The organism is Bradyrhizobium sp. USDA 10063, assembly GCF_054063735.1.
The window spans coordinates 5,888,542-5,910,986 of the sequence record NZ_JBSSGP010000002.1 but is presented as its reverse complement, the minus strand read 5'-3'; the positions used below and the strand labels follow the sequence as shown (position 1 = coordinate 5,910,986).

The following is a 22,445-nucleotide window of genomic DNA, read 5'->3' as shown; positions in this document are numbered from 1 at the left end:
AAACCCTCTACGGCGAGTTTGACCAGTTCACCTTGGTAGTTGGCATACCATATACCAATAGAACTGCAACCCAGAAACGCTTTCGGCCCCAATCGGGGCCGAAAACTGAACGAAATCAATGACCGAGCAGATCGGGCGCGATCTTCTTGCAGGCGTCAACCAGACCCTGCACCGCGCCGACCGACTTGTCGAAGGCCTCGCGGTCCTTCCCGGCCAGCTCGATCTCGACCACGCGCTCGACGCCCTTGGAGCCGATCACCACGGGCACGCCGACATACATGTCCTTCACGCCGTATTCGCCGTTGAGATAGGCGGCGCAAGGCAGCACGCGCTTCTTGTCCTTCAGATAGCTCTCGGCCATCGCGATCGCGGAAGCCGCAGGCGCGTAGAACGCCGAGCCGGTCTTGAGGAGGTTGACGATCTCGGCGCCGCCGTTGCGGGTGCGGTCGACGATCTCGTCGATGCGCGCCTGCGAGGTCCAACCCATCTTGACGAGATCCGGCAGCGGGATGCCGGCGACGGTGGAGTAGCGCACCAGTGGCACCATGGTGTCGCCATGGCCGCCAAGCACGAAGGCGGTGACGTCCTCAACACTGACGTTGAACTCGTCGGCGAGGAAATAGCGGAAGCGCGCGGAGTCGAGCACGCCGGCCATGCCGACCACCTTCTTGCTCGGCAGGTTCGAGGCCTTCTGCAGCGCCCAGACCATGGCGTCGAGCGGGTTGGTGATGCAGATGACGAAGGCATCGGGGGCATACTTCTTGATGCCCGCGCCGACCTGCTCCATCACTTTCAGATTGATGCTCAAGAGATCATCGCGGCTCATGCCAGGCTTGCGCGGCACGCCGGCGGTGACGATGCAGACCTTGGCGCCATCGAGCGCCTCGTAGGAATTGGCGCCGACCAGACTGGAATCGAAGCCGTCGACCGGCGAGGACTGCGCGATGTCGAGCGCCTTGCCCTGTGGCACGCCCTCGGCGATGTCGAACAGCACGACGTCACCAAGCTCTTTCAGGCCGATCAGGTGAGCCAGCGTTCCGCCGATCTGGCCGGAGCCAATCAAAGCAATCTTGTCGCGCGCCATGGGAAATCTGTCCTTTGAGCACAAAGTGGAGGGATAGCAGACTGGATCGCTGGTTATCCCTTTCGAATGATCCGTTCAAGTCGCGGCCATGCCCAATTGTCGGGCCGGCTCCGCATCCCGATCACAGGCATACCAGCGCTGCCCGTCATTCCGGGGCGCGCGTCAGCGCGAATCCCGGAGCGACGAAGACGTCGTTGGCCTTAAGTTTCCACCAGCCCCGTGCTCGAGCCGCTGGCCGCGGAATCCTTCCGCTTCCCGTGCGGAAGCGCGAGATAGGAAGCGGAGCTCATTTCGATCAGGCGCGAGGACGTGCGCTTGAACTCGTTGGCCTCGACGCCTTCGGTCGCAAGGTAAAGCGACACCGGGTTGGCTTCGGCGGACGCCATCAGCTTCACGGCATTGTCATAGAGCGTATCAATCAGCGAGATGAAACGCTTCGCGGCGTTCCGATCGGCCAGATCCATGATCGGGATCCGATCGATCAGAATGGTGTGATAATCGTGCGCGAGCCTCAGATAATCGGAGGCCGCCAGCGGCTTCTCGCAAATCTCGGCAAAACTGAAACGCGCGACGCCATGCGACGAGCAGGGCACGTGCAGGATGCGTCCCTTGATCGGAATATCGCGCGGCTTGCAGGGCGCCTTGCCGGTCATCCTGGCCCAGGCCGTATTCAGCGCAGCCTCCGCCTCCTCATCGACAGGCACCAGCCACATCTTCGCGCCGGCAAGTTTTTCCAGACGGAAATCAGTGCGCGCATCGAGCCGCAGCACGTCCATGTGCTCGGAGATCTGCGCGATGAAGGGCAAAAACAGCGCGCGGTTGAGGCCGCCTTTGTAGAGATCTTCCGGCGCGACGTTGGAGGTCGCGACCACGACGGTGCCGAGCTCGAACAGTTTCGCGAACAGCCGCCCCAGGATCATCGCATCCGCGATGTCGGTGACATGGAATTCGTCGAAGCAGAGCAGCCAGGCTTCATCGAAGATCGCCTGCGCGGTGAGCGCGATCACGTCGGTATCGGCGATCTCGCCGCGCGCGATCTGTTGCCGATAGCCGTAGATTCGCTCATGCGCTTCGGCCATGAACTCGTGAAAATGGGCGCGGCGCTTGTGCTCGATCGGACACTGCTGGAAGAACAGGTCCATCAGCATGGTCTTGCCGCGGCCGACCTCGCCATGGACGTACAGCCCGCGCGGCGGTTCGTTCTTGTCGCCGCCGAACAGCCGACCGAGCAAGCCCTGCTTGCGCGAGGGCTTGTAGCTGGCAAGGCGGTCATCGAGCACACCAAAGGCGTCAGCGGCACGGGCCTGTTCCGGATCGGCCTCGATCGCCCCGGAGTCAACGAGAGCCTGATAATGCGTGCGGAAGGAACTCGGCGAAGTGGAGAGCATGCCTCCTTACGGCCCTATGGGACGGAAAATTGCAAGCCGTGAATCGGGCTGGGGCTATGACAAATTCTAACGGCGGTCATGCCCCGGCGATTGGCCCACATCCTATCTCGCCATTCGCGCTCTGGCCGGAAGCGGGAGGCGTTCACGCGCTCAGCGCGTAGGAATCCTCGATCACATAGGGTCCACCGCCGGTGGAGGCGCGCGAGGAGAACAGCACGAAGCGCGACGCCAGGAAGGTACGGCTGGGGAAGTAGCCGCGCACCGACAGATAGTCGGCCACGTCCTGACTGGAGGCATCATGCAGCCGCGCCAGCGTGACATGCGGCGTGAATTTGCGGCCTTCCGGATCGAGCCCGATCCGCTGCATCAGCCGCTCAAGCTCCGCCTGAAGCTCGATCAACGGCTTGCTCGGCTCGACGGAGGCAACCACCGCACGCGGCTTGCGTCCGCCGAAACTCGATAGCCCCTGCAGCTTGACCTCGAACGGCTTGCGGTTGATCCGCAGCAGCATCGACGCGATCTCGTTGGCCGAGACGCCGTCGATATCGCCGATGAAGCGCAAGGTGACGTGGTAGTTTTCGGGATCGATCCAGCGGGCGCCAGGAAGGCCGCCACGCAAGCTGGAGAGGGTCTGGCCGATCTCGGCCGGGATTTCCAGTCCAGTGAACAGACGCGGCATCGCAAGATCCTCGATGCGGTAGCTTGAGCTCGAAGAGCCCTCGCTGAGAGCAAGCCCGGCAGCGAATCACCGGTGATTATTTCTAGCGGACTTATATGACTCTGCGAAGCGCGCGACATTAACAGCTCGTAAACCTACGGGGAAACCACAAGCCAGGCTTGTCCGCTGCCTGTTTTTCAACTCCGCTGCCCAGGGATCGTGCCAACAAATGCCTCCACCGTGGGCAGGATATTTTTTACGATGATGTCGATGCCGTCGGCGGTCGGATGCATGCCGTCGGCCTGGTTGAGCTTGGCGTCGGCTGCGACGCCTTCAAGAAAGAACGGGTAGAGCGGCACGCCGAAGGATTTCGAAAGCTCCGGATAGATCGCATTGAAGCGCGCCGCATAGTCGCTGCCGTAGTTGGGCGGCGCAACCATGCCGCAGATGAGCACCGCTACTCCGCGCGCCTTCAGCCGCGACAGAATGTCGGAGAGAGCGGCGCGGGTCACCGCGGGATCGGTACCGCGCAGCGCATCGTTGGCGCCGAGCTCGAGGATGACGGCCTCGGTTCCCTCGGGCACCGACCAGTCGAGCCGCTCGCGGCCGCCGGAGGCGGTGTCGCCGGACACCCCGGCATTGATCATATCGACCTTTATCCCCTTGGTTTCCAAGGCCTTTTGTAGCTTCGCGGGGAACGCGGCATTGGCCGGAAGGCCAAGCCCGGCGCTCAAGGAGTCACCCAGCACCACCATCTTGACCGGTTTGACCGCCCCTGCCGATTGTCCCTGGGCGTACGCCGAAGCCGCCGTCATCAAGGCCACAATCAACACAGTTAAGTGCACGAAGGTCGCAATCCGGCCCTCGACCCGCGCGGCGGAAGTGCCATATGACCGAGCCATGGACAGTCTCATCGAACCCTCTTCGCTTTCCGGCGTCACGCCGGACACCATTTCCATTTCCAACGTCAACCTCTCGCTCGGCAGCGGTGCGGCCCGCGTTCATATCCTGAAAGATATCAGCCTTCGTGTGGCATCGGGCGAAGCGATCGGACTGATCGGGCCGTCAGGCTCAGGCAAGTCGACACTGTTGATGGTGATGGCGGGATTGGAACGTCCTGACAGCGGTGAGGTGGTGGTCAACGGCACGCCGTTCAATACGCTGGATGAGGACGCGCTGGCGCGTTTCCGCGGCCGCCAGGTTGGCATCGTCTTTCAGTCCTTCCACCTGATCCCCACCATGACGGCGCTGGAAAATGTCGCGGTGCCGCTCGAACTCGCCGGCAATCCCAACGCCGCCGAACGCGCCGCTGCGGAACTGACCTCGGTCGGTCTCGGCCATCGGCTGCACCACTATCCGACTCAGCTCTCCGGCGGCGAACAGCAGCGCGTGGCGCTCGCGCGGGCGCTGGCGCCGGACCCCGCGATCCTGGTCGCGGACGAGCCGACCGGCAATCTCGATGAGGCAACGGGAAAGCAGATCGTCGACCTCTTGTTCACCAAGCATGCCGAGCGCGGCATGACGCTGGTGCTGGTCACCCACGACAGTTCGCTGGCGCAGCGCTGCGACCGCGTGGTGCGGCTGCGATCGGGACGAATCGACGGACGGTCCCCAACATGAGCATCGCTGTCGAGGCTGCCACGACAAGCCGCGCACCGTCGCTCGCACTGCGCTATGCGCTGCGCGAGTTGCGCGGCGGCCTGCGCGGTTTCTATGTCTTCATCGCCTGCATCGCACTCGGCGTGATGGCCATCGCCGGCGTCGGTTCGGTGGCGGCGAGCCTGAGCGAAGGGCTGACGCGCGAGGGCCGGACGCTGCTTGGCGGCGACGTCAGCTTTTCCCTGATGCAGCGCGAGGCCAAGCCGGCCGAAATCGCGTTCCTGCGCACGCATGGCGACGTCTCAGTCGCGGCAACGCTGCGCGCAATGGCGCGCAATCCGGCGGGCGCGCTGGCCCTGGTCGAGATCAAGGCCGTCGACGGGTCTTATCCCCTGCTCGGCGAACTGACGCTCAATCCGAAGATGCCGGTCCCCGACCTCCTCGCCGAGCGCAATGGCGTGTTCGGCGCCGGCGTCGATTCGACCTTGCTGGCGCGGCTTGACCTGAAGCTCGGCGACGACGTCACCATCGGCGGCGCGACGTTCCAGATCCGCAGCGTGATCGAGGCCGAGCCCGACAAGCTCGTTGGCGGCGTCGGCCTTGGCCCCCGCTTCCTCGTCAGCGAGGCGGGCCTGCGTGCAACCGGGTTGCTGCAGCCCGGCAGCCTGGTGCGCTGGATCTACCGCGTGAAGCTGCCGGCCAATGCCAATGACGACCGCGCGACCACCACGTTCATCGATGGCACGCGCGATGCGCTGCCCGAAGCCGGCTGGGAGATCCGCAGCCGCGACAATGCCTCGCCGCAGCTCGAACGCAACATCAACCGCTTCACCCAGTTCCTGACCCTGGTCGGCCTCGCCGCGCTCCTGGTCGGCGGTGTCGGCGTCGCCAACGCCGTCAAGAGCCACATCGACCGCCGGCGCGACGTCATTGCTTCCTTTAAGGCGCTCGGCGCCACCGGCCGCGACGTCTTCACGATCTATCTGACCCAGGTGATCGTGCTCGCCACCATCGGCTCGGTGATCGGGCTTGCGCTCGGCGCGGCGCTGCCATTCGTCATCGTCGGCGTGTTCGGGAAGCTGCTGCCGCTGCCGGTGATCCCGGCGCTGCATCCCGATGAACTCGCATTGTCGTTCGTCTACGGTCTCCTGACCGCGCTGGCGTTCGGCCTGTGGCCGCTCGGCCGGGTGCACGACGTGCCGGTGGCGGCGCTGTTCCGCGATACCGTGGCGAGCGAATGGCACCGGCCGCGCTGGAGCTATCTTGCGCTGATGGCCGCGGTGATCGCGCTGCTGATCGCGGTTGCGATCGGACTTTCCTACGACAAGCGCATCGCCGCCGTCTTCGTCGCCTCCTCCATCGCAGTCTTCGTGCTGTTGCGCTTGATCGCTGCTGGCTTGATGGCGCTGGCGCGGCGTCTGCCGCGTAGTCGCATCACCATGGTGCGGCTGGCGGTCGCCAACATCCACCGGCCCGGCGCGCTGACGCCATCGGTGGTGCTTTCACTCGGCCTTGGACTGGCGGTGCTCGTCACCATCACCCAGATCGACGGCAATCTGCGCCAACAGTTCCTCGCAGCCTTGCCCGACCGCGCCCCCTCGTTCTTCTTCATTGATATCCCTTCCACCGAGGCCGACCGGTTCAGCGCCTTTCTCAAGCAGACCACGCCGGACGGCACGGTCGAGGATGTGCCGATGCTGCGCGGACGCATCGTCGCCGCCCGCGGCGTCAAGGCGGACGAGCTGAAGCCATCGCTCGACGCCGAATGGGTGCTGCAGAGCGACCGCGGCCTGACTTACACCGGGGAAGTTCCCAAAGGCTCGAAGATCGTCGAGGGCGAATGGTGGGGCGCCGACTATCATGGCCCGCCGCTGGTCTCGATGGAAAAGAAGATCGCCGACGGGCTGAAACTCAAAATCGGCGATGAGATCGTTGTCAACGTGCTCGGCCGCGACATTGCGGCGAAGATCGCCAATCTCCGCAACATCGACTGGCAGGGGCTCGGGATCAATTTCGTGCTGGTGTTTTCACCGAACGCCTTCAAGGGCGCCCCGCACAGCCATGTCGCGACCTTGATGGAGGCGCATCCGTCCCCTTCCGACGACGCCCGCATCATCAGGCAAGTCGCCGACGCTTTCCCGATGGTGACCAGCGTCCGGGTCCGCGAGGCGCTGGAGACCATCGGCGGTGTCGTCACCAATCTCGTGCTGGCGATCCGCGGCGCCAGCGCGGTGACGCTGATCTCGGCCATCCTGGTGTTGGGCGGCGCGCTCGCCGCCGGCCACCGCCACCGCGTTTACGATGCGGTGATCCTGAAGACGCTCGGCGCCACCCGTGCCCGCCTCTTGGGCGCCTATGCGCTCGAATACCTGATGATCGGCTTTGCCACCGCGCTGTTCGGCGTGTTTGCCGGTTCGATCGCCGCCTGGCTGATCGTCACCCGCCTGATGACGCTGAGTTTCGTCTGGCAAGCCGGCAGCGCCGCGGCGGTGGTGGTCGCGGCCCTGATCGTCACGGTCGGGCTCGGGCTGGCCGGCACGCTGCTCGCCTTGAACCAGAAGCCTGCCGCAGTGTTGCGGAATTTGTGACAATTTGAAGCGGGGAACGAGCCCGGTTAATGCCGGTTTTGCCTTGAAACAAGGGCCAGAGCGACATTCAGCCGCGCGTGGAAGGTTGCGGCGGTTGTGTTAGTTTCCCACATACAGCTTGGGTCGGATGGACGGTTTGATGACACGGATTTTAATGTCCGCAGGCCGCGCTATCTGAGATAGATTTACACCCGGCGCCGCAAATCCCTTGCGACCGGAACAACCACGGGAATTCGACAATGTCGGACCTAGACCGTAACTATGCTTCTCCCTTCGGCCGGGTAGCCGGTCGCATTGACACTGCGACGGTCGACGCCGGTCTGCGCGCCTACATGCTGCGCATCTACAACTACATGACCATCGGCCTGGCGATCACGGGCCTCGCAGCGCTTGGCGTCTATATGGCGGCGGTGACGGGAGATCCGTCCGCAGCCGTCGCGAAGTTTGGCAGCGCCTATCTGACGCAGTTCGGCTATGCGATGTTTGTCAGCCCGCTGAAGTGGCTGTTCATCCTCGCGCCGCTGGTGATGGTGTTCGTAATCTCGGCCGGCATCAACCGGCTGCAGCCCGCGACTGCCCAGCTCCTGTTCTGGGTATTCTCGGCGCTGATGGGCCTGTCGCTGTCGTCGATCTTCCTGGTGTACACGCATACCTCGATTGTGCGGGTGTTCTTCATCACCGCGGCGACCTTCGGTGCGCTCAGCCTCTACGGCTACACCACCAAGCGTGACATGAGCGGCATGGGCTCGTTCCTGTTCATGGGCCTGATCGGCATCATCATCGCGAGCCTGGTCAACCTGTTCCTGGCGAGCTCGGCGCTGCAGTTCATCGTTTCGGTGGTCGGCGTGCTGGTGTTCGCGGGCCTCACCGCCTGGGACACCCAGCGGCTGAAGAACGACTACATCTACGGCTACGCCTCGCAGGGTGGCGCGATAGCCGAGCGTGCGGCGATCACCGGCGCACTCTCGCTCTACCTGAACTTCATCAACCTGTTCACGCTGCTCCTGCAGCTCCTCGGACAGCGCGACTAAGCGCCTCCGGTAGAACCAAGATAAAAGCCCCGGCCTTACCGCCGGGGCTTTTCGTTTGTGCCCCTCCTCCGTCATGCGCGGGCTCGTCCCGGGCATCCACGTGCTTTGTAACCATTGGCGAGAAAGGCGTGGATGGCCGGGTCAAGCCCGGCCATGACGGACAATGAGAGCGTTGCTCCCGTTAAACCTGCTGTTATCCTCGCCACATGTCCGCCACAGAGATCAGGCCCGCCACCGAGGCCGACCTTCCCGCCGTCACCGCGATCTACGAGCAGGCCGTGCGCTTCGGCACGGCGACGTTCGAGCTCATTCCGCCCGATCTTGCGGAGATGACACGACGATACAGGGTGCTGACGGACGGCGGTTTCCCCTATCTCGTCGGCGTCCTCGAGGGTCGTGTGGTAGGCTACGCCTACGCCGGCGCCTACCGCCCGCGTCCGGCCTATCGCTTCACGGTGGAGAATTCGATCTATCTGGATCCCTCGATCCACCGCCGCGGCATCGGCCTGCAACTGATGCAGCAGCTGATCGCCGAATGCGAGGCGCGCGGCTACCGTCAGATGATTGCGGTGATCGGCGATTCCGCTAATGCCGGCTCGATCGGCGTTCACGTCAAAACCGGTTTCACGCTGATCGGAACCCACCCCAGCGTCGGGCTCAAGTTCGGCCGCTGGCTCGACACGGTGATGATGCAGCGCGCGCTCGGCGACGGCGCGACCACGGTGCCGACCGAAGATCCGGGACGGCGTTAGATCCGTAGCCGGATAGAGCGCAGCGCAATCCGGACCACGAAGATGCCGGCGCTACACCACTGCCAGCTTGCGGTCGATCACGAGCAGCACGCGCTCCAGTTCATGGCCGCGGCGCAGGATCAGGCCGGTCGCCGAGATCACGCTGTACATGCCCTGCTTGCGGGCAAGCCGCGGGTCCTTCTCGATGCGATAGATCGGGACTTCGGAGGAGCGGCGAAACACCGAGAACACGGCGCGCTCCTTCAGGAAGTCGATGGCGTAGTCACGCCATTCGCCATCGGCGACCATGCGGCCATAGAGATTGAGGATGCGATTGAGTTCGAGACGATTGAACGTGACGCGGTTCTGTAGCGGGCTGGTAACGGCGGGCCGCGCCGCCGCGCGAAGCCCGCTTGGATCGGTGTCCTCCGATATCGATATCATCAAGCGCCTCCTGTCATCCACCTGACATGATTGCGCTAACCGGCCAGCGCCGCAAGGGTTCATGGCTTGCCACGCGACGTATGGGAAGATTTTCCAGAGTCACAGGATCGTTAGAAAGAATCTTATTGCTGCCCCACTTCCGCCCATCGCCCGCCCCGCTGCCCTGCGAGAAGGAAATCCTGCGTTGGCCCGGTCCTTTCGGTTCCGGATTCCTCAGCCCCCAGCCCCCCGGGGCCGTCGGGATCGGGCCTGTTCGCAGGGGAGTTAACTCCCTTTTGACTGGGCCAACGAGAGTTGGTCCTTTTCTTTTTTGGGGTTCCATCTCTCCAAGCCGGCCGGCGCATCGCGCGCTCAGCGTGAATCCGATTAGAGGTGATGGAGCGCGATTCGCGAGGTCGTGCCCCGCGATGACGAAAGTGGATTTGGGCTCGAGCTTTAGTGCAGCGGCGTCATGGCTGCGCCGAGCATCGGGCCCGGCTTGTCGCGATTGCCGTCCTGAACATAGACAACGGCGGCATCGACGCCCTCGCGCGAGATGTTCTCGATCGGCACGGTCCAGCTTCCCGCGCTGCCATTCCAGTCGCCGACCTTCAGGAGATTACGCACCACGTTGTGGTAGGTGATTTCGCGGCCGCGATTCTCGCCGCGCCCGATCGAGATCGGCACCGCCTTGGAGATCGAGCAGATCCAGACTTCGCCATGGCGGACGCGCGGCGCGCTGCTCGCCGCCACCGAGACATTGATCTGCTTGCCGGACAGCGACATCGTCACCGGCACCGACATCACGCCCTCGGTCGCGGTATCCTTGATCGCCGTCTCGATGCCGACGCGGTCGCTGCCGATCACCTTTGCCGATCCATTGACGATGACTTGCGGCGTATAGACGTCGCGGTCGCCGCGCACATGCGAATAGGCCTTCTGGCGCGCGCTGAAGCGCGAATCGGCCAGCGTGTCCTTCCAGCCGAGATAATCCCAGTAATCGATCGGCATGCTGAGCGCGATGACATTCGGGTCCTTGGCGAGCTCGCCGATGATCTTGTCGGCGGGCGGGCAGGACGAACAACCTTGCGAGGTGAAGAGCTCGACCACCGCACGCGGATCGGCGTGAGCGGGTCGGATGATCGCGATAATGGCGCAAACACTGAGCGCACCGGACCAAAGCGAAAGACGATTATAGGCCATCATCGCTGACATAGTGAGAACCGATCGTGATGATTTCCATCCGTACTTGTACGGGGCATGAGAGACGATCCTGGAGAGTATGCATGCCCCTGACGTGCGAAAGCGGCCTTTTTCATAGGCCGCCCGCATTTCTCTAGCCATTCACGTAGCAGTGAGGCACTGATCACAAATCCGCGTTACGCCGCGAGTTTGCGCAGCACGTAGTGCAGGATGCCGCCGTTGCGATAGTAATCGAGCTCATCGAGCGTATCGATCCGGCAAAGCAGCGGGACATGCTGCACTGAACCATCGCTGGACGTGACGTCCGCCGTCAGCATCTGCCGCGGCTTCAAATCGCCCTGCAAGCCACGAATCGTGACCTTCTCGTCGCCCTTGATGCCGAGCGACTGCCAGGACGTGCCCGGCTCGAAGGTGAGTGGAAGCACACCCATGCCCACCAGGTTGGAGCGATGGATGCGCTCGAAGCTCTGGCAGATCACCGCGCGAACCCCGAGCAGTCGGGTGCCCTTGGCGGCCCAGTCGCGCGAGGAGCCGTTGCCGTACTCGGCGCCGGCAAACACCACCAGCGGCACGCCTTCCGCCTGGTACTTCATCGCGGCATCGTAGATCGACATCTGCTCGCCGTCGGGCCAGTGCTTGGTGTTTCCGCCCTCCGGAATGTTGCCGTCGGCGCCCTTGAGCATGAAGTTCTTGATGCGGATGTTGGCAAAGGTGCCGCGCATCATGACTTCATGGTTGCCGCGCCGCGTGCCGTACTGGTTGAAGTCGGCCGGCCGCACCTGATGCTCGCTCAGGAACTTGCCGGCGGGCGAAGTCAGCTTGATCGAGCCGGCCGGCGAGATGTGGTCGGTCGTGATCTTGTCGCCGAACATGGCGAGGATCCGCGCCTCGACGATGTCGGTGATCGGCTCGGGCTCCTTCTTCATGCCCTCGAAATAGGGCGGGTTCTGCACATAGGTCGAGCTCATGTTCCAGCGATAGGTTTCGCTCTCGACCGTCTTGATCTTGCGCCAGTTGGTGTCGCCCTTGAACACGTCAGCGTATTTCTTCTTGAAGATCGACGCGGTCACGAACTTCTTCATGAAGGCGTTGATTTCCTTCGCGGTCGGCCAGATGTCCTTCAGGTAGACCGGCTTGCCGTCCTTGCCCTCGCCGATCGGCTCGACCGCCAGATCCTTGGTCACGGTGCCCGCCAGCGCATGCGCCACGACCAGCGGCGGCGAGGCGAGATAGTTCGCCTGCACGTCGGGGCTGACGCGGCCTTCGAAGTTGCGGTTGCCCGACAGTACGGCGGCGGCGACGATGCCGTTGTCGTTGATCGACTTCGAAATCTCTTCCGGCAGCGGGCCGGAATTGCCGATGCAGGTGGTGCAGCCGAAGCCGACCAGGTTGAAACCGACCTTGTCGAGATCGGCCTGCAGGCCGGAATTCGCGAGATATTCCGCCACCACCTGGCTGCCCGGCGCGAGCGAGGTCTTCACCCAGGGCTTCGCCTTGAGGCCCTTGGCAACCGCATTGCGCGCCAGCAGGCCGGCGCCGATCAGCACGCTCGGGTTTGAGGTGTTGGTGCAGGAGGTGATCGCCGCGATCACGACGTCGCCATGGCCGAGATCGAAATTGCGGCCATCGACCGGATAGCGCTTCGCCGCATCGTCCGCCTTCTTGTATTCGCTGGTCAGCGCGGTCGCGAAACCGGTCGCGACCGTCGGCAACGCAACGCGGCCTTCGGGACGCTTCGGTCCGGCCATCGACGGCACGACGTCCTTGAGATCGAGCGTCAACGTTTCCGTGAAAACCGGATCAGTCGATTTCGCCGTGCGGAACAGGCCCTGCGCCTTGGCGTAGGAAGCGACGAGGGCGACGCGGTCCGCCTTGCGGCCGGACGTCTTGAGGTAATCGATGGTCGCGGCATCCACCGGGAAGAAGCCACAGGTCGCGCCATATTCCGGCGCCATGTTGCCGATCGTCGCCTTGTCCGCGACCGAGAGATAGTCGAGGCCGGGGCCGAAAAACTCGACGAACTTACCGACCACGCCCTGCTTGCGCAGCATCTGCGTCACGGTCAGCACCAGATCGGTTGCGGTGACGCCCTCCTTGAGCTGGCCCTTCAGTTTGAAGCCGACCACTTCGGGCAGCAGCATCGACAAGGGCTGGCCGAGCATGCAGGCTTCCGCCTCGATGCCGCCGACGCCCCAGCCGAGCACGGCAAGGCCGTTGACCATGGTGGTGTGCGAATCAGTGCCGACCAGCGAATCGGGATAGGCGACCTCGAAGGTGCCGGTCTTCTTGCCGACCGTCATCTTCTCCTTCCTGGTCCACACCGTCTGGGCCAGATATTCGAGATTGACCTGGTGGCAGATGCCGGTGCCGGGCGGCACCACGGAGAAATTGGAGAAGGCCTTCTGCCCCCATTTCAGGAACTCGTAGCGCTCCTGATTCTGCTTGTATTCCTCGACCACGTTCTTGGCGAAGGCCTTGTTGTCGCCGAAGAAGTTGACGATCACGGAGTGGTCGATGACGAGGTCGACCGGCACCAGCGGGTTGATCTTCTCCGCATCGCCGCCGAGATTCTGCATCGCGTTGCGCATCGCCGCGAGATCGACCACGGCGGGAACGCCGGTGAAATCCTGCATCAGCACGCGCGCGGGGCGGAACGCGATTTCATGCTCGAGCTTGCGCTTCCTCAGCCATTTGCTGACCGCGACGATGTCGTCCTTCTTGACGGTGCGGCCGTCCTCGTTGCGCAGGAGGTTTTCAAGCAGCACCTTCATCGAGTATGGCAGCTTCGAAATGCCCTTCAGACCGTTCTTCTCTGCCGTGGGCAGGCTGTAATAGACGTAGGTCTTGCCACCGACCTTCAGGGTCTTGCGGCATTTGAAGCTGTCGAGCGAGGTCATGCGAGGAAATCCCACTTATTCCGTTATACCCGGCAAGGGTATTTTTATACCGGCAGCGGCGACCGGCTTGCGGGGGCCGATGGTGTGCTGCATCAAGTTCCGGGGCTTATAGAATCTTTCTAGAAGCGCCGCCACACCGACAAGCACGCGACAGCGTTGCGCCACCCAAAAATTCTCAACGGCTAGCGAAAGATTTTTTTGAGCATGATCCGGAAAGGTTTTTGCCGCGACAACGCGGAGCGTTTGCGCGGAGATCATGCTCGAACAGATCTGGAGGGCGTTGACGGGGCATGATGCGGCTCTCGGGAAAAGACTTGCGATGCGTGCGGGGCGGCCGCGAAGTGTTTGCCGGATTAGGCTTTGCGGCGTCCTCCGGAGAGACCCTCGCCGTCACCGGCCCTAACGGATCGGGCAAGACGTCGCTGTTGCGCGTGATCGCCGGCCTGCTGGTGCCGTCGGACGGATCGATCACGCTCGAGGGCGGCGAAGCCGAGCTCACGGTTGCCGAGCAGGCCCACTATCTCGGCCATCGCGACGCGCTGAAGCCGGCCTTGAGCGTGCTCGAAAATCTTTCCTTCTGGCGGGATTTTCTCGGCGGCGAAGCGGACAACGCCGGCCAATGCCTCGCCTCGGTCGGTCTCGACCACGCAACGCATCTGCCCGCCGCCTATCTCTCCGCCGGCCAGCGCCGACGGCTGTCGATCGCGCGGCTTTTGGTTGTACGACGTCCGGTCTGGCTTCTGGATGAGCCGACCTCGGCGCTCGACAGCAAGGGCCAGGAGCTTTTCGTGGGCTTGATGCGCGGTCATCTGGCGCGCGGCGGCATCGTGATCGCCGCCACCCACGCCCCGCTCGGCATCGACGTCAGGGAAATGCGGATGGGGGCCACCTCATGACCGCGCTTGCTGCGCTGATTCGACGCGACATCAAGATCGCGCTCCGCGTCGGCGGCGGCGCGCTGATCGGCGTGCTGTTCTTCCTCACCGTCACCGTGCTGATGCCGTTCGCGGTCGGGCCGGATCTGGCGCTGCTTGCGCGGCTGGGACCCGCGATCCTCTGGCTCGGCGCGCTGCTCGCGAGCCTTCTGACCCTCGACCGGCTGTTCATGGCTGACCATGAGGACGGCTCGCTCGATCTCATCGTCATGAGCCGGACGCCGCTGGAACTCGCCTGCGCGGCGAAGGCGCTGGCGCATTGGCTTGCCGCCGGACTGCCGCTGATCGTGGCGACGCCGGTGCTTGGGCTGTTGCTCAATCTGGATGGCACGGCAACCTTGGCGGTGGCACTGACGCTGTTGGCGGGAACACCGGCGCTCACCTTTACCGGCATGATCGGGGCTGCGCTTGCCGTCGCGCTGCACCGCGGCGGCCTTCTCCTGGCCGTACTGGTGCTGCCGCTGTCGATTCCGGTGCTTATTTTCGGCGTCGCGGCCTCGCAAGCCGCGATTGTGGGCCCGCTATCGTTCGGAACCCCGTTCTCGATCTTGTGCGCGCTGTCGCTGGTGAGTTTCGTGGTCGGGCCTTTTGCCGCAGCCGCCAGCCTGCGGCATGGACTGGATTGAGGTCAATCAACTCTTCACGAGAGGTTTTGGGCCAATTGCCTGCGACGCCGGCCGCGACTATCAGAGAAAGCCATGAGCCTGATCGACCTCGCCAACCCCACGAGATTCCTCGCGCTGACCGCGCGCGTGCTGCCGTGGCTTGCCGGCGCGACCGCGATCCTGCTCCTGATCGGGCTCTACCAGTCCGCCATGGCACCGGACGACTACCAGCAGGGCGCGACGGTGAAGATCATGTTCATCCACGTGCCGAATGCGTGGCTGTCGATGTTCGTCTGGGGCATCATGAGCATCGCCTCACTCGGCACGTTGGTATGGCGACATCCGCTCGCCGACGTCGCGGCCAAGTCGGCCGCGCCCATCGGCGCCGCCTTCACGTTCCTTGCCCTCGTCACCGGCTCGCTCTGGGGCCGGCCGATGTGGGGCACCTATTGGGAATGGGACGCGCGGCTCACGTCCGTGCTGATCCTGTTCTTGATGTATCTCGGCCTGATCGCGTTGTGGCGCGCGGTGGAGGATCCCTCGCGCGCGGCGCGCGCGGCCGCCGTGCTGACGCTGGTCGGCGCGATCAACATTCCGATCATCAAATTCTCGGTCGACTGGTGGAACACGCTGCACCAGCCCGCATCCGTGATCCGGATGGGCGGACCGACGCTGGATAAAGCTTTCCTGATTCCGCTCCTGGTGATGGCGATCGCATTCTCGCTGCTGTTCATCACGCTGCACTTAGCGGCGATGCGGAACGAAATCCTGCGCCGCAGGGTGCGCAGCCTGCAGATGATGCAGGCCAATCAAAAGGCGGCGTGATGGAAGCGCTCGGCCCCTACAGCTCTTTTATTGTGACATCCTACGGGCTGGTGGCAGCCGTGGTGGTGCTGCTGATCGTCTGGATCATGCTCGACTATCGCCAACAGACGGCGCGGCTGCGCGAGCTCGAGGCCAGCGGCATCGTCAGGCGCTCCGGGCGCGGCGCGGCGGAAATCTGATGAGCGAACCGATTGCCGAAACCCCGCCGAGAAGCCGGCGCTGGCTGGTGGCGCTGCCGCTGGTGGTCTTTGCTGCCCTCGCGGCACTGTTCCTGCTGCGGCTCTATGGCGGCGATCCCTCGAAGATTCCATCGGCGCTGATCGGCCGGCCGGCGCCGCAGACCGCGCTGCCCGCGCTCGAAGGGCTGGTCAGGGATGGCACCCAGGTGCCCGGGCTCGATCCCGCCGCCTTCAAGGGCAAGGTCAGTATCGTCAATGTCTGGGCGTCGTGGTGCGTGCCATGCCATGACGAAGCGCCACTCCTGACCGAGCTCGCCAAGGACAACCGGCTGCAGCTCGTCGGCATCAACTACAAGGATGCGCCCGACAACGCCCGCCGCTTCCTTGGCCGCTACGGCAATCCCTTCGGCATCGTCGGCGTCGACGCCAACGGCCGTGCCTCGATCGAGTGGGGTGTCTATGGCGTGCCCGAGACCTTCATCGTCGGCCGCGAGGGCACCATCGTCTACAAGCTGGTCGGACCGGTGACGCCGCAGAATCTCGACAGCGTGCTCAAGGTCGAGATCGAGAAGGCGCTGAAAGCCGGAACGTAGTTTCCCTCAGTCATTCCGGGGCACGCGTAGCGTGAGCCCGGAATCCATTCTACCACTTGCGCTCGCGGCCCGATGGATTCCGGGCTCGTGCTCCGCACGCCCCGGAATGACGAGAACGAGAAGGAGTTCACCCCTTGCTCACGTCCCCCGCTTCCGCCTCGCTCCGCTCCAGCGAAACCGGCTCGAGCTGATAGCGCTTGATCAGCGGCATCTGTGTGACGGCAAACAGCATCGTCAGCGGCACCATGCCGAATACCTTGAAGATAACCCAGAAGTCGGTGCTCTGGGTGCGCCAGATGATCTCGTTCACCACGGCCATCGCCAGGAACCACAACGCCCAACGAAAGGTGAGAATGCGCCAGCCGTGCGGGGTGAGGTTGAACATCTGATCGAACATGATCGCGATAAAGGAACGGCCGAACAAGAGGCCGCCGCCGAGAATCGCGGCGAACAGCGTGTAGACGATGGTCGGCTTCATCTTGATGAAGGTCTCATCATGCAGGATCAGCGTCAGCGTGCCGAACACGACGACGACCACCGCCGTAACGATCGCCATCAGGGGCACATGCCGCGTCACCACGTAAGCCGCAATGATCGCGACCACCACGGCCACCATGAATACGCCGGTGGCGACGAACAGGTTAGACTTGGCATTGACGAAGAAGAAGACGAGCAGCGGGCCAAGCTCGGTGGCAAGCTTGAACAGAGGATGCGGTACTTTCTTGTCCATTACTCGATCCCTGCGATTGCCCTGGCAAAATCGCGCGCGGTGAATGGGGCGAGATCATCGACACCTTCACCGACGCCGATGAAATGCACCGGCAATTTGTGCTTCTCCGATAGCGCCACCAGAATGCCGCCCCGCGCGGTGCCGTCGAGCTTCGTCATCACGAGGCCGGTGACGCCAGCAGTACGGTGAAAGGCCTCGACCTGCGACAGCGCATTTTGTCCCACCGTGGCATCAAGGACCAGGAGTACCGCATGCGGCGCGGTGGCATCGACCTTCCGGATCACGCGCACGACCTTCTCGAGCTCGTTCATCAGTTCGGCCTTGTTCTGCAGCCGGCCGGCGGTATCGATCAGCAGCACGTCGAGCTTTTGCTCCTTGGCCGCGCTCAGCGCATTGAAGGCGAGACTTGCGGAATCCGAACCCTGCGCGCCCGCGATGACTGGCGATTTCGTCCGTTCGCCCCAGATCTTGAGCTGCTCGATCGCAGCGGCACGGAAGGTGTCGCCGGCGGCCAGCATCACCTTGCGGCCTTCGGCGGAAAACTTCGCCGCGAGCTTGCCGATGGTCGTGGTCTTGCCGGAGCCGTTGACCCCGACCACGAGGATGACAAATGGCTTTTTCGCCGCATCGATCTCGAGCGGCCTGGCGACAGGCGCCAGCACTTTCTCGACCTCGGTTGCGACCACGGCCTTGACCTCGTCGGCCGAGATCTCCTTGTCGTAGCGTCCGGCGCCGACGGCATCCGCGATGCGTACTGCAACGTCGGTACCGAGATCGGCGCGCAGCAGCACATCCTCGATATCATCGAGCATGGCGCGGTCGAGCTTGCGCTTGGTGACGAGGCCGGCAACGGCGGCGCCGATCGAACTCGAGGTCCGCTTCAGCCCGTTGGAGAGCCGCTTCCACCAGCTCAGTTTGGGTGCAGTGGTATCGTTCATGGCAAGGGTGTGTTAGCCGTTTCGCCCCGCAAACGAAAGTCTCGACGCGTGAACGATGTTCCACAATTGACGCCGGCGGAAATTGAGGCCCGCGTGCTCCATCGCGACGGCCTGATGCTGGTGATCGACAAACCGGCGGGGATTCCTGTGCATCGCGGCCCCAAAGGCGGCCCCAACCTGGAAGCCTCGTTCGACGCGCTGCGTTTCGGCCTGCCGCGGCCGCCGGTGCTCGCCCATCGGCTGGACCGCGACACATCGGGCTGCCTCGTCCTTGGGCGACATCGCAAGGCGACCGCCTCACTCGGCCTGTTGTTCAAGCACGGCAAGATATCAAAGACATATTGGGCCGTGGTCGAGGGCGGACCTGCCGAAGAGCAAGGAACGATCGAGCTTTCGCTCGGCCGCAAGAACGCCGAGCGCGGCTGGTGGCAGAAGCCGGACCCGGACGGTCAAAAAGCCGTGACGAACTGGAAGGTGCTCGGCCGCGGTGATGGTCTCGCCTGGCTTGCGATGGAACCGGTCACCGGCCGCACCCATCAATTGCGCGTGCACGCTTCCGCCATGGGCTGGCCGATCGTCGGCGACAACATCTACGGCAACGGCCCGCGCTTCGGCGAACCACGCCTGCACCTGCACTCGCGCGAGCTGGTGATTCCGATCTCGAAGAACAAGGATCCAGTGCGCGTGACGGCGCCTGCGCCCGAGCACATGCATGAGCGGCTGCGGGCATGCGGGTGGAATGGGGAGTAGCCACCCCACACGCCGCCGTCATCATCCGCGAAGGCGGATGATCCAGCATTCCAGAGACGGTCGCGCATAAGTCGAGAGGCCGCCGCGTACTGGATCGCCCGGTCAAGCCGGGCGATGACAGCGGGGATCAAACGGTCAGCCGCGTCCCATCATGACCGGCAATCGCAAGCGTGCGGATCGTGCCCGGAGTCTCACCGCTGACCACAACCGGCAGGAAGTGCTCGGTGCGGCCCTGTTTGTCGCTCTCGATCAAGACCTGACGCGTCGCGCCGACTTCCGCCGCGAGCCGCTTGCGCAACGCCGCCTCACCCGCCATGCGCAGTCGTCGTGCGCGCTCCTTGATCTCGCCACCCGCCACCTGCGGCATCCGCGCCGCCGGCGTACCCGGACGTTGGGAATAGGGAAACACATGCAAGAAGGTGAGATCGCACGCCTCCACCAGAGCTAGCGAGCGCAAGAACATCTCCTCCGTCTCGGTCGGAAAGCCCGCGATGATGTCGGCGCCGAACACGATGTCCGGCCGCAGCCGCCGCACCTGGGCGCAGAATTCGATCGCGTCCTGCCGCGAATGCCGCCGCTTCATCCGCTTCAGGATCAAATCGTCGCCGGACTGCAATGACAGATGCAGATGCGGCATCAACCGAGAATCGTCCGCAATGACATCGAGCAGGTCGCGATCAGCCTCGATGGAATCGATCGAGGAAATGCGCAAGCGCTTCAACTCCGGCACGTGCTTCAGGATCTGCCGGGTCAATGTGCCGAGCTTGGGCGAGCCCGGCAGGTCGGCGCCATAACTTGTGAGGTCGACGCCGGTCAGCACGATCTCGACATGGCCGCGCTCGACCAGCGCGCGGACCTGGTCGACTACCGCGCCCATCGGCACTGAACGCGAATTGCCGCGGCCGAACGGGATGATGCAGAAGGTGCAGCGATGATCGCAGCCGTTCTGCACCTGCACGAACACCCGCGGCAGGCTCTTCTGAAAACCTTCGAGCAGATGCGGCGCCATCTCCCTGACCGCCATGATGTCGGCGACCGCGATCTTCTCGCTCGCCGCGACACCAAGGCCTATATCGAACGCGGCGCGCGCATCGCGCCAGGCTGCGCTTTGCGTCTTCTCATCATTGCCGATGACGCGATCGACCTCGGCCATATCGGCGAACATCTGGGCTTGCGTCTGCGCCGCACAGCCGGTGACGACGATGCGCGCTTCGGGGTGCTCACGCTTCAGCCGGCGGATCGACTGGCGCGCCTGCGCCACCGCCTCGTTGGTGACCGCGCAGCTATTGATGACGATGGTGTCGGCAAGGCCGGCGTTCTCCGCCTCGTGCCGGATCAGCTCGGATTCGAACGCATTCAGGCGGCAGCCGAAGGTGACGACGTCGACAGACATCTCAAGCGACGCTGGCGAACAGCGCCGGATCGAAGCGGCCTTCATATTCGAAGGTCGCCGTCCCCGTCATCAAGACGTGATCGTCGCGCTCGCGCCATTCGATATTGAGCTTGCCGCCGGGCAGCGCGATCTCGACGGTGCGACCGGCGCGCTTCAGCCGCGCCGCCGCCACCGTGGTCGCACAGGCCGCCGAACCGCAGGCCTTGGTGAGGCCCGCTCCGCGCTCCCAGGTCCGGATCGTGATGTGATCGGGATCGACGATATGGGCGAGCGTGATGTTGGCCCGCTCCGGGAAGATCGGATGGTTTTCCAGAAGCGGCCCGAAGCGGGAAAGGTCATAGGCATTGACGTCCTCGACCCAGAAGATCGCGTGCGGATTGCCCATGCTGACGACCGAGGGCGAATGCAGGATCGGCGCATCGATCGGTCCGATCTGCAATTCGATATAGCGGGTGTCGCGAAACTCTTCCGCCAGCGGAATGTCCTGCCAGCCGAATTTCGGCGCGCCCATGTCGACGGTGTAGAGATCGGGCGTCGGGCCCTGCCAGCAATTGAGCAGTCCGGCCCGGGTCTCGAAGGTGGCGGCGGTCTGCCCGGTCTTCTCGAACACGCGGCGCACCACGCAGCGCATACCGTTGCCGCAGGCGCCGGCCTCCGAGCCGTCATTGTTGTAGATCTTGATGAGGGCTTCCGTGCCCTGCAGCCGCGGCGGCTGCAGCACCATGAGCTGGTCGTAGGGCACGCCGGCCGGGGCCGCCACCGCGCGGGCGTCGTCCGGCGTCACCGGCGCTTTCGAATCGCGCATGTCGACCACGACGATCTCGTTGCCGATGCCGTTCATCTTGGCGAATGCGTGGTTGGCGAGCGCGCTCATGGAATTTCCCAATTTATGCCTGCCTTATATGGCGAATGGAGCCGAATTGGCCAGAGCATGATCCGGACCCGGAAGGTCGCGCCCCGTGCAACGCGGCGGCGATCTTTCGGAAAAGATTCCGCTCAGACAGAAAGATGCAGCGGAATGATGTCTCAAAGACGCGCTATTCATTCCGCACCCGCGGCCGCCCATGGCGCAAGTGTCATGGGACGAAAGCGGAACTTGCGTGTTAGGACTATCGCACCTTGCGGACGCCAGCCGGGACAAAAAGGCGGCCGCTCGGGATGGGGATGGAGAATATCAAGATGATTCGGTTCAACACTTTCCGCGGCGCCCTGATCGCGCTGGTCCCGGCAGTCGCGATTTTCTGCGGCAGCGCGGCGCTGGCGCAAGCGCCGGCCCCCGCCGCCTCGCCTTCACCGGCGCCTTCGGCCTCACCGGTGCCGCCCGCACCGGCCGCCTCTCCGGCCCCGCCGCCGGCCGAGACCAAATCGCCGGCCGACACCCCTTCAGCCGCCCAGAGCCCGACGCCCCCCACCTCCGCGCCGGTGCAGGCCGCCGATCCCTTCGGCGAGGAGTTCACGCTGGAGCCGAAGAAGGTTGTCACGATGAAGGGGAACGCCAACTGGGACTCGGCCTTCGACGCCCTGATCGAGTCGCTGAAGACGCTGACAGCGCTGCTTGAGAAGCAGAACATCAAGCCGACGGGCAATCCGATGATCGTCTATACCTCGACCGACGACACCGGCTTCACCTTCATCGCCGAAATCCCGGTCGACCAGGAGGTGAAGAACCTCGGCAAGAATATGAGCATGGGCAACTCGCCTGACGGCAAGGCGCTGAAGTTCGTCCACCGCGGCTCATACGACAACATGGACAACACCTACGAGGCGATCACCAATCACCTCGATGACAAGAAACTCGAGGCAAAAGACACTTTTGTCGAGGAATACACCACCGATCCGCTGAAGACCGCGGAAGACAAGCTGGTGATCAACGTCTACGTGCCTCTGAAGTGAAG

General features: G+C 63.7%; 22 protein-coding genes. 11 read left to right on the top strand and 11 right to left on the bottom strand.

Features of this window, described 5'->3' with window-relative positions; all coding sequences use genetic code 11:
- Window positions 1-115: 115 nt before the first annotated feature.
- From mdh to ACVJGD_RS30105, 4 genes are all read right to left on the bottom strand, one after another.
- Window positions 116-1,084 carry a malate dehydrogenase gene (gene mdh, locus ACVJGD_RS30120; RefSeq protein WP_456637630.1) on the bottom strand — a complete coding sequence of 323 codons (969 nt, stop codon included), beginning with the start codon at window positions 1,082-1,084 and terminating at the stop codon, window positions 116-118.
- A gap of 200 nt (window positions 1,085-1,284) precedes the next feature.
- Window positions 1,285-2,472 carry a cell division protein ZapE gene (gene zapE / locus ACVJGD_RS30115; protein ID WP_456637629.1) on the bottom strand — a complete coding sequence of 396 codons (1,188 nt, stop codon included), beginning with the start codon at window positions 2,470-2,472 and terminating at the stop codon, window positions 1,285-1,287.
- Window positions 2,473-2,614: 142 nt separating this feature from the next.
- A complete protein-coding gene (gene thpR, locus ACVJGD_RS30110; RefSeq protein ID WP_456637628.1) occupies window positions 2,615-3,151 on the bottom strand; it encodes an RNA 2',3'-cyclic phosphodiesterase in 537 nt (178 codons plus the stop codon).
- Between the two features lie 176 nt (window positions 3,152-3,327).
- Window positions 3,328-3,975: an arylesterase gene (locus tag ACVJGD_RS30105; protein WP_456640420.1), complete on the bottom strand. Its 648-nt coding sequence runs from the start codon at window positions 3,973-3,975 to the stop codon at window positions 3,328-3,330.
- Between the two features lie 55 nt (window positions 3,976-4,030).
- Between ACVJGD_RS30105 and ACVJGD_RS30100 the strand changes: the two genes are divergently transcribed.
- The 4 genes from ACVJGD_RS30100 (at window position 4,031) to ACVJGD_RS30085 (ending at window position 9,100) form a co-directional block, all read left to right on the top strand.
- On the top strand, window positions 4,031-4,750 hold the full coding sequence (locus ACVJGD_RS30100) for an ABC transporter ATP-binding protein (RefSeq protein ID WP_456637627.1): 720 nt from the start codon (window positions 4,031-4,033) through the stop codon (window positions 4,748-4,750).
- Entirely contained in the window at window positions 4,747-7,317 is a 2,571-nt protein-coding gene (locus tag ACVJGD_RS30095) for an ABC transporter permease (RefSeq protein WP_456637626.1), read from the top strand. The genes ACVJGD_RS30100 and ACVJGD_RS30095 overlap by 4 nt, the downstream gene beginning before the upstream one ends.
- 239 nt (window positions 7,318-7,556) lie before the next feature.
- Complete coding sequence (locus ACVJGD_RS30090; RefSeq protein ID WP_456637625.1) at window positions 7,557-8,348, top strand: Bax inhibitor-1/YccA family protein; 792 nt, start codon at window positions 7,557-7,559, stop codon at window positions 8,346-8,348.
- Window positions 8,349-8,554: 206 nt separating this feature from the next.
- Window positions 8,555-9,100 carry an N-acetyltransferase family protein gene (locus ACVJGD_RS30085; protein ID WP_456637624.1) on the top strand — a complete coding sequence of 182 codons (546 nt, stop codon included), beginning with the start codon at window positions 8,555-8,557 and terminating at the stop codon, window positions 9,098-9,100.
- A 51-nt stretch (window positions 9,101-9,151) separates the two neighbouring features.
- Here the strand turns inward: ACVJGD_RS30085 and ACVJGD_RS30080 are convergent, their stop codons facing one another.
- The 3 genes from ACVJGD_RS30080 to acnA all read right to left on the bottom strand — a co-directional run bounded on the left by ACVJGD_RS30080 (window position 9,152) and on the right by acnA (window position 13,602).
- Window positions 9,152-9,523, bottom strand: coding sequence for a DUF2794 domain-containing protein (locus ACVJGD_RS30080; protein WP_456637623.1), 372 nt, complete (start codon window positions 9,521-9,523; stop codon window positions 9,152-9,154).
- Between the two features lie 435 nt (window positions 9,524-9,958).
- A complete protein-coding gene (locus ACVJGD_RS30075; RefSeq protein ID WP_456637622.1) occupies window positions 9,959-10,717 on the bottom strand; it encodes a DUF1223 domain-containing protein in 759 nt (252 codons plus the stop codon).
- A 164-nt stretch (window positions 10,718-10,881) separates the two neighbouring features.
- On the bottom strand, window positions 10,882-13,602 hold the full coding sequence (gene acnA, locus ACVJGD_RS30070; protein WP_456637621.1) for an aconitate hydratase AcnA: 2,721 nt from the start codon (window positions 13,600-13,602) through the stop codon (window positions 10,882-10,884).
- A 293-nt stretch (window positions 13,603-13,895) separates the two neighbouring features.
- Between acnA and ccmA the strand changes: the two genes are divergently transcribed.
- From ccmA to ACVJGD_RS30045, 5 genes are all read left to right on the top strand, one after another.
- Window positions 13,896-14,498: a heme ABC exporter ATP-binding protein CcmA gene (gene ccmA / locus ACVJGD_RS30065; protein WP_456640419.1), complete on the top strand. Its 603-nt coding sequence runs from the start codon at window positions 13,896-13,898 to the stop codon at window positions 14,496-14,498.
- Window positions 14,495-15,163 (top strand): heme exporter protein CcmB, encoded by a 669-nt coding sequence (gene ccmB, locus ACVJGD_RS30060; RefSeq protein WP_456637620.1) that lies wholly within the window; start codon window positions 14,495-14,497, stop codon window positions 15,161-15,163. The genes ccmA and ccmB overlap by 4 nt, the downstream gene beginning before the upstream one ends.
- Window positions 15,164-15,235: 72 nt before the next feature.
- Window positions 15,236-15,967, top strand: a complete 732-nt coding sequence (locus ACVJGD_RS30055; protein ID WP_456637619.1) for a heme ABC transporter permease — start codon at window positions 15,236-15,238, stop codon at window positions 15,965-15,967.
- On the top strand, window positions 15,967-16,146 hold the full coding sequence (gene ccmD / locus ACVJGD_RS30050; RefSeq protein ID WP_456637618.1) for a heme exporter protein CcmD: 180 nt from the start codon (window positions 15,967-15,969) through the stop codon (window positions 16,144-16,146). Before ACVJGD_RS30055 ends, ccmD begins: the two co-directional genes overlap by 1 nt.
- Window positions 16,146-16,739, top strand: coding sequence for a DsbE family thiol:disulfide interchange protein (locus ACVJGD_RS30045; protein ID WP_456637617.1), 594 nt, complete (start codon window positions 16,146-16,148; stop codon window positions 16,737-16,739). The genes ccmD and ACVJGD_RS30045 overlap by 1 nt, the downstream gene beginning before the upstream one ends.
- A 127-nt stretch (window positions 16,740-16,866) precedes the next feature.
- Here the strand turns inward: ACVJGD_RS30045 and ACVJGD_RS30040 are convergent, their stop codons facing one another.
- A complete protein-coding gene (locus ACVJGD_RS30040) occupies window positions 16,867-17,469 on the bottom strand; it encodes a septation protein A (protein WP_456637616.1) in 603 nt (200 codons plus the stop codon).
- Complete coding sequence (gene ftsY / locus ACVJGD_RS30035; RefSeq protein ID WP_456637615.1) at window positions 17,469-18,407, bottom strand: signal recognition particle-docking protein FtsY; 939 nt, start codon at window positions 18,405-18,407, stop codon at window positions 17,469-17,471. Before ftsY ends, ACVJGD_RS30040 begins: the two co-directional genes overlap by 1 nt.
- Before the next feature lie 48 nt (window positions 18,408-18,455).
- Here ftsY and ACVJGD_RS30030 point away from each other — a divergent pair, with 48 nt between their 5' ends.
- Entirely contained in the window at window positions 18,456-19,157 is a 702-nt protein-coding gene (locus ACVJGD_RS30030) for an RluA family pseudouridine synthase (protein WP_456637614.1), read from the top strand.
- Between the two features lie 127 nt (window positions 19,158-19,284).
- Here the strand turns inward: ACVJGD_RS30030 and mtaB are convergent, their stop codons facing one another.
- Together mtaB and dapF are read right to left on the bottom strand one after the other, a co-directional pair.
- On the bottom strand, window positions 19,285-20,550 hold the full coding sequence (gene mtaB / locus ACVJGD_RS30025) for a tRNA (N(6)-L-threonylcarbamoyladenosine(37)-C(2))-methylthiotransferase MtaB (protein WP_456637613.1): 1,266 nt from the start codon (window positions 20,548-20,550) through the stop codon (window positions 19,285-19,287).
- Window position 20,551: 1 nt separating this feature from the next.
- Window positions 20,552-21,424: a diaminopimelate epimerase gene (gene dapF, locus ACVJGD_RS30020; protein ID WP_456637612.1), complete on the bottom strand. Its 873-nt coding sequence runs from the start codon at window positions 21,422-21,424 to the stop codon at window positions 20,552-20,554.
- Window positions 21,425-21,729: 305 nt separating this feature from the next.
- On the opposite strand from dapF, the gene ACVJGD_RS30015 reads away from it, so the two are divergent.
- A complete protein-coding gene (locus tag ACVJGD_RS30015) occupies window positions 21,730-22,443 on the top strand; it encodes a GyrI-like domain-containing protein (protein WP_456637611.1) in 714 nt (237 codons plus the stop codon).
- Window positions 22,444-22,445: the final 2 nt, after the last annotated feature.

Excerpts from the sequence above, each read along its gene's own strand:
- mdh (WP_456637630.1), bottom strand. The coding sequence starts at position 1,084 with ATGGCGCGCGACAAGATTGCTTTGATTGGCTCCGGCCAGATCGGCGGA.
- ACVJGD_RS30055 (WP_456637619.1), top strand. The coding sequence starts at position 15,236 with ATGAGCCTGATCGACCTCGCCAACCCCACGAGATTCCTCGCGCTGACC.
- ACVJGD_RS30075 (WP_456637622.1), bottom strand. The coding sequence starts at position 10,717 with ATGTCAGCGATGATGGCCTATAATCGTCTTTCGCTTTGGTCCGGTGCG.
- acnA (WP_456637621.1), bottom strand. The coding sequence starts at position 13,602 with ATGACCTCGCTCGACAGCTTCAAATGCCGCAAGACCCTGAAGGTCGGT.
- ccmD (WP_456637618.1), top strand. The coding sequence starts at position 15,967 with ATGGAAGCGCTCGGCCCCTACAGCTCTTTTATTGTGACATCCTACGGG.
- ccmB (WP_456637620.1), top strand. The coding sequence starts at position 14,495 with ATGACCGCGCTTGCTGCGCTGATTCGACGCGACATCAAGATCGCGCTC.
- ACVJGD_RS30015 (WP_456637611.1), top strand. The coding sequence starts at position 21,730 with ATGATTCGGTTCAACACTTTCCGCGGCGCCCTGATCGCGCTGGTCCCG.
- ftsY (WP_456637615.1), bottom strand. The coding sequence starts at position 18,407 with ATGAACGATACCACTGCACCCAAACTGAGCTGGTGGAAGCGGCTCTCC.
- ccmA (WP_456640419.1), top strand. The coding sequence starts at position 13,896 with ATGCGGCTCTCGGGAAAAGACTTGCGATGCGTGCGGGGCGGCCGCGAA.
- ACVJGD_RS30085 (WP_456637624.1), top strand. The coding sequence starts at position 8,555 with ATGTCCGCCACAGAGATCAGGCCCGCCACCGAGGCCGACCTTCCCGCC.
- ACVJGD_RS30095 (WP_456637626.1), top strand. The coding sequence starts at position 4,747 with ATGAGCATCGCTGTCGAGGCTGCCACGACAAGCCGCGCACCGTCGCTC.
- ACVJGD_RS30040 (WP_456637616.1), bottom strand. The coding sequence starts at position 17,469 with ATGGACAAGAAAGTACCGCATCCTCTGTTCAAGCTTGCCACCGAGCTT.
- mtaB (WP_456637613.1), bottom strand. The coding sequence starts at position 20,550 with ATGTCTGTCGACGTCGTCACCTTCGGCTGCCGCCTGAATGCGTTCGAA.
- dapF (WP_456637612.1), bottom strand. The coding sequence starts at position 21,424 with ATGAGCGCGCTCGCCAACCACGCATTCGCCAAGATGAACGGCATCGGC.
- ACVJGD_RS30080 (WP_456637623.1), bottom strand. The coding sequence starts at position 9,523 with ATGATATCGATATCGGAGGACACCGATCCAAGCGGGCTTCGCGCGGCG.
- zapE (WP_456637629.1), bottom strand. The coding sequence starts at position 2,472 with ATGCTCTCCACTTCGCCGAGTTCCTTCCGCACGCATTATCAGGCTCTC.
- ACVJGD_RS30045 (WP_456637617.1), top strand. The coding sequence starts at position 16,146 with ATGAGCGAACCGATTGCCGAAACCCCGCCGAGAAGCCGGCGCTGGCTG.
- ACVJGD_RS30090 (WP_456637625.1), top strand. The coding sequence starts at position 7,557 with ATGTCGGACCTAGACCGTAACTATGCTTCTCCCTTCGGCCGGGTAGCC.
- ACVJGD_RS30100 (WP_456637627.1), top strand. The coding sequence starts at position 4,031 with ATGGACAGTCTCATCGAACCCTCTTCGCTTTCCGGCGTCACGCCGGAC.
- thpR (WP_456637628.1), bottom strand. The coding sequence starts at position 3,151 with ATGCCGCGTCTGTTCACTGGACTGGAAATCCCGGCCGAGATCGGCCAG.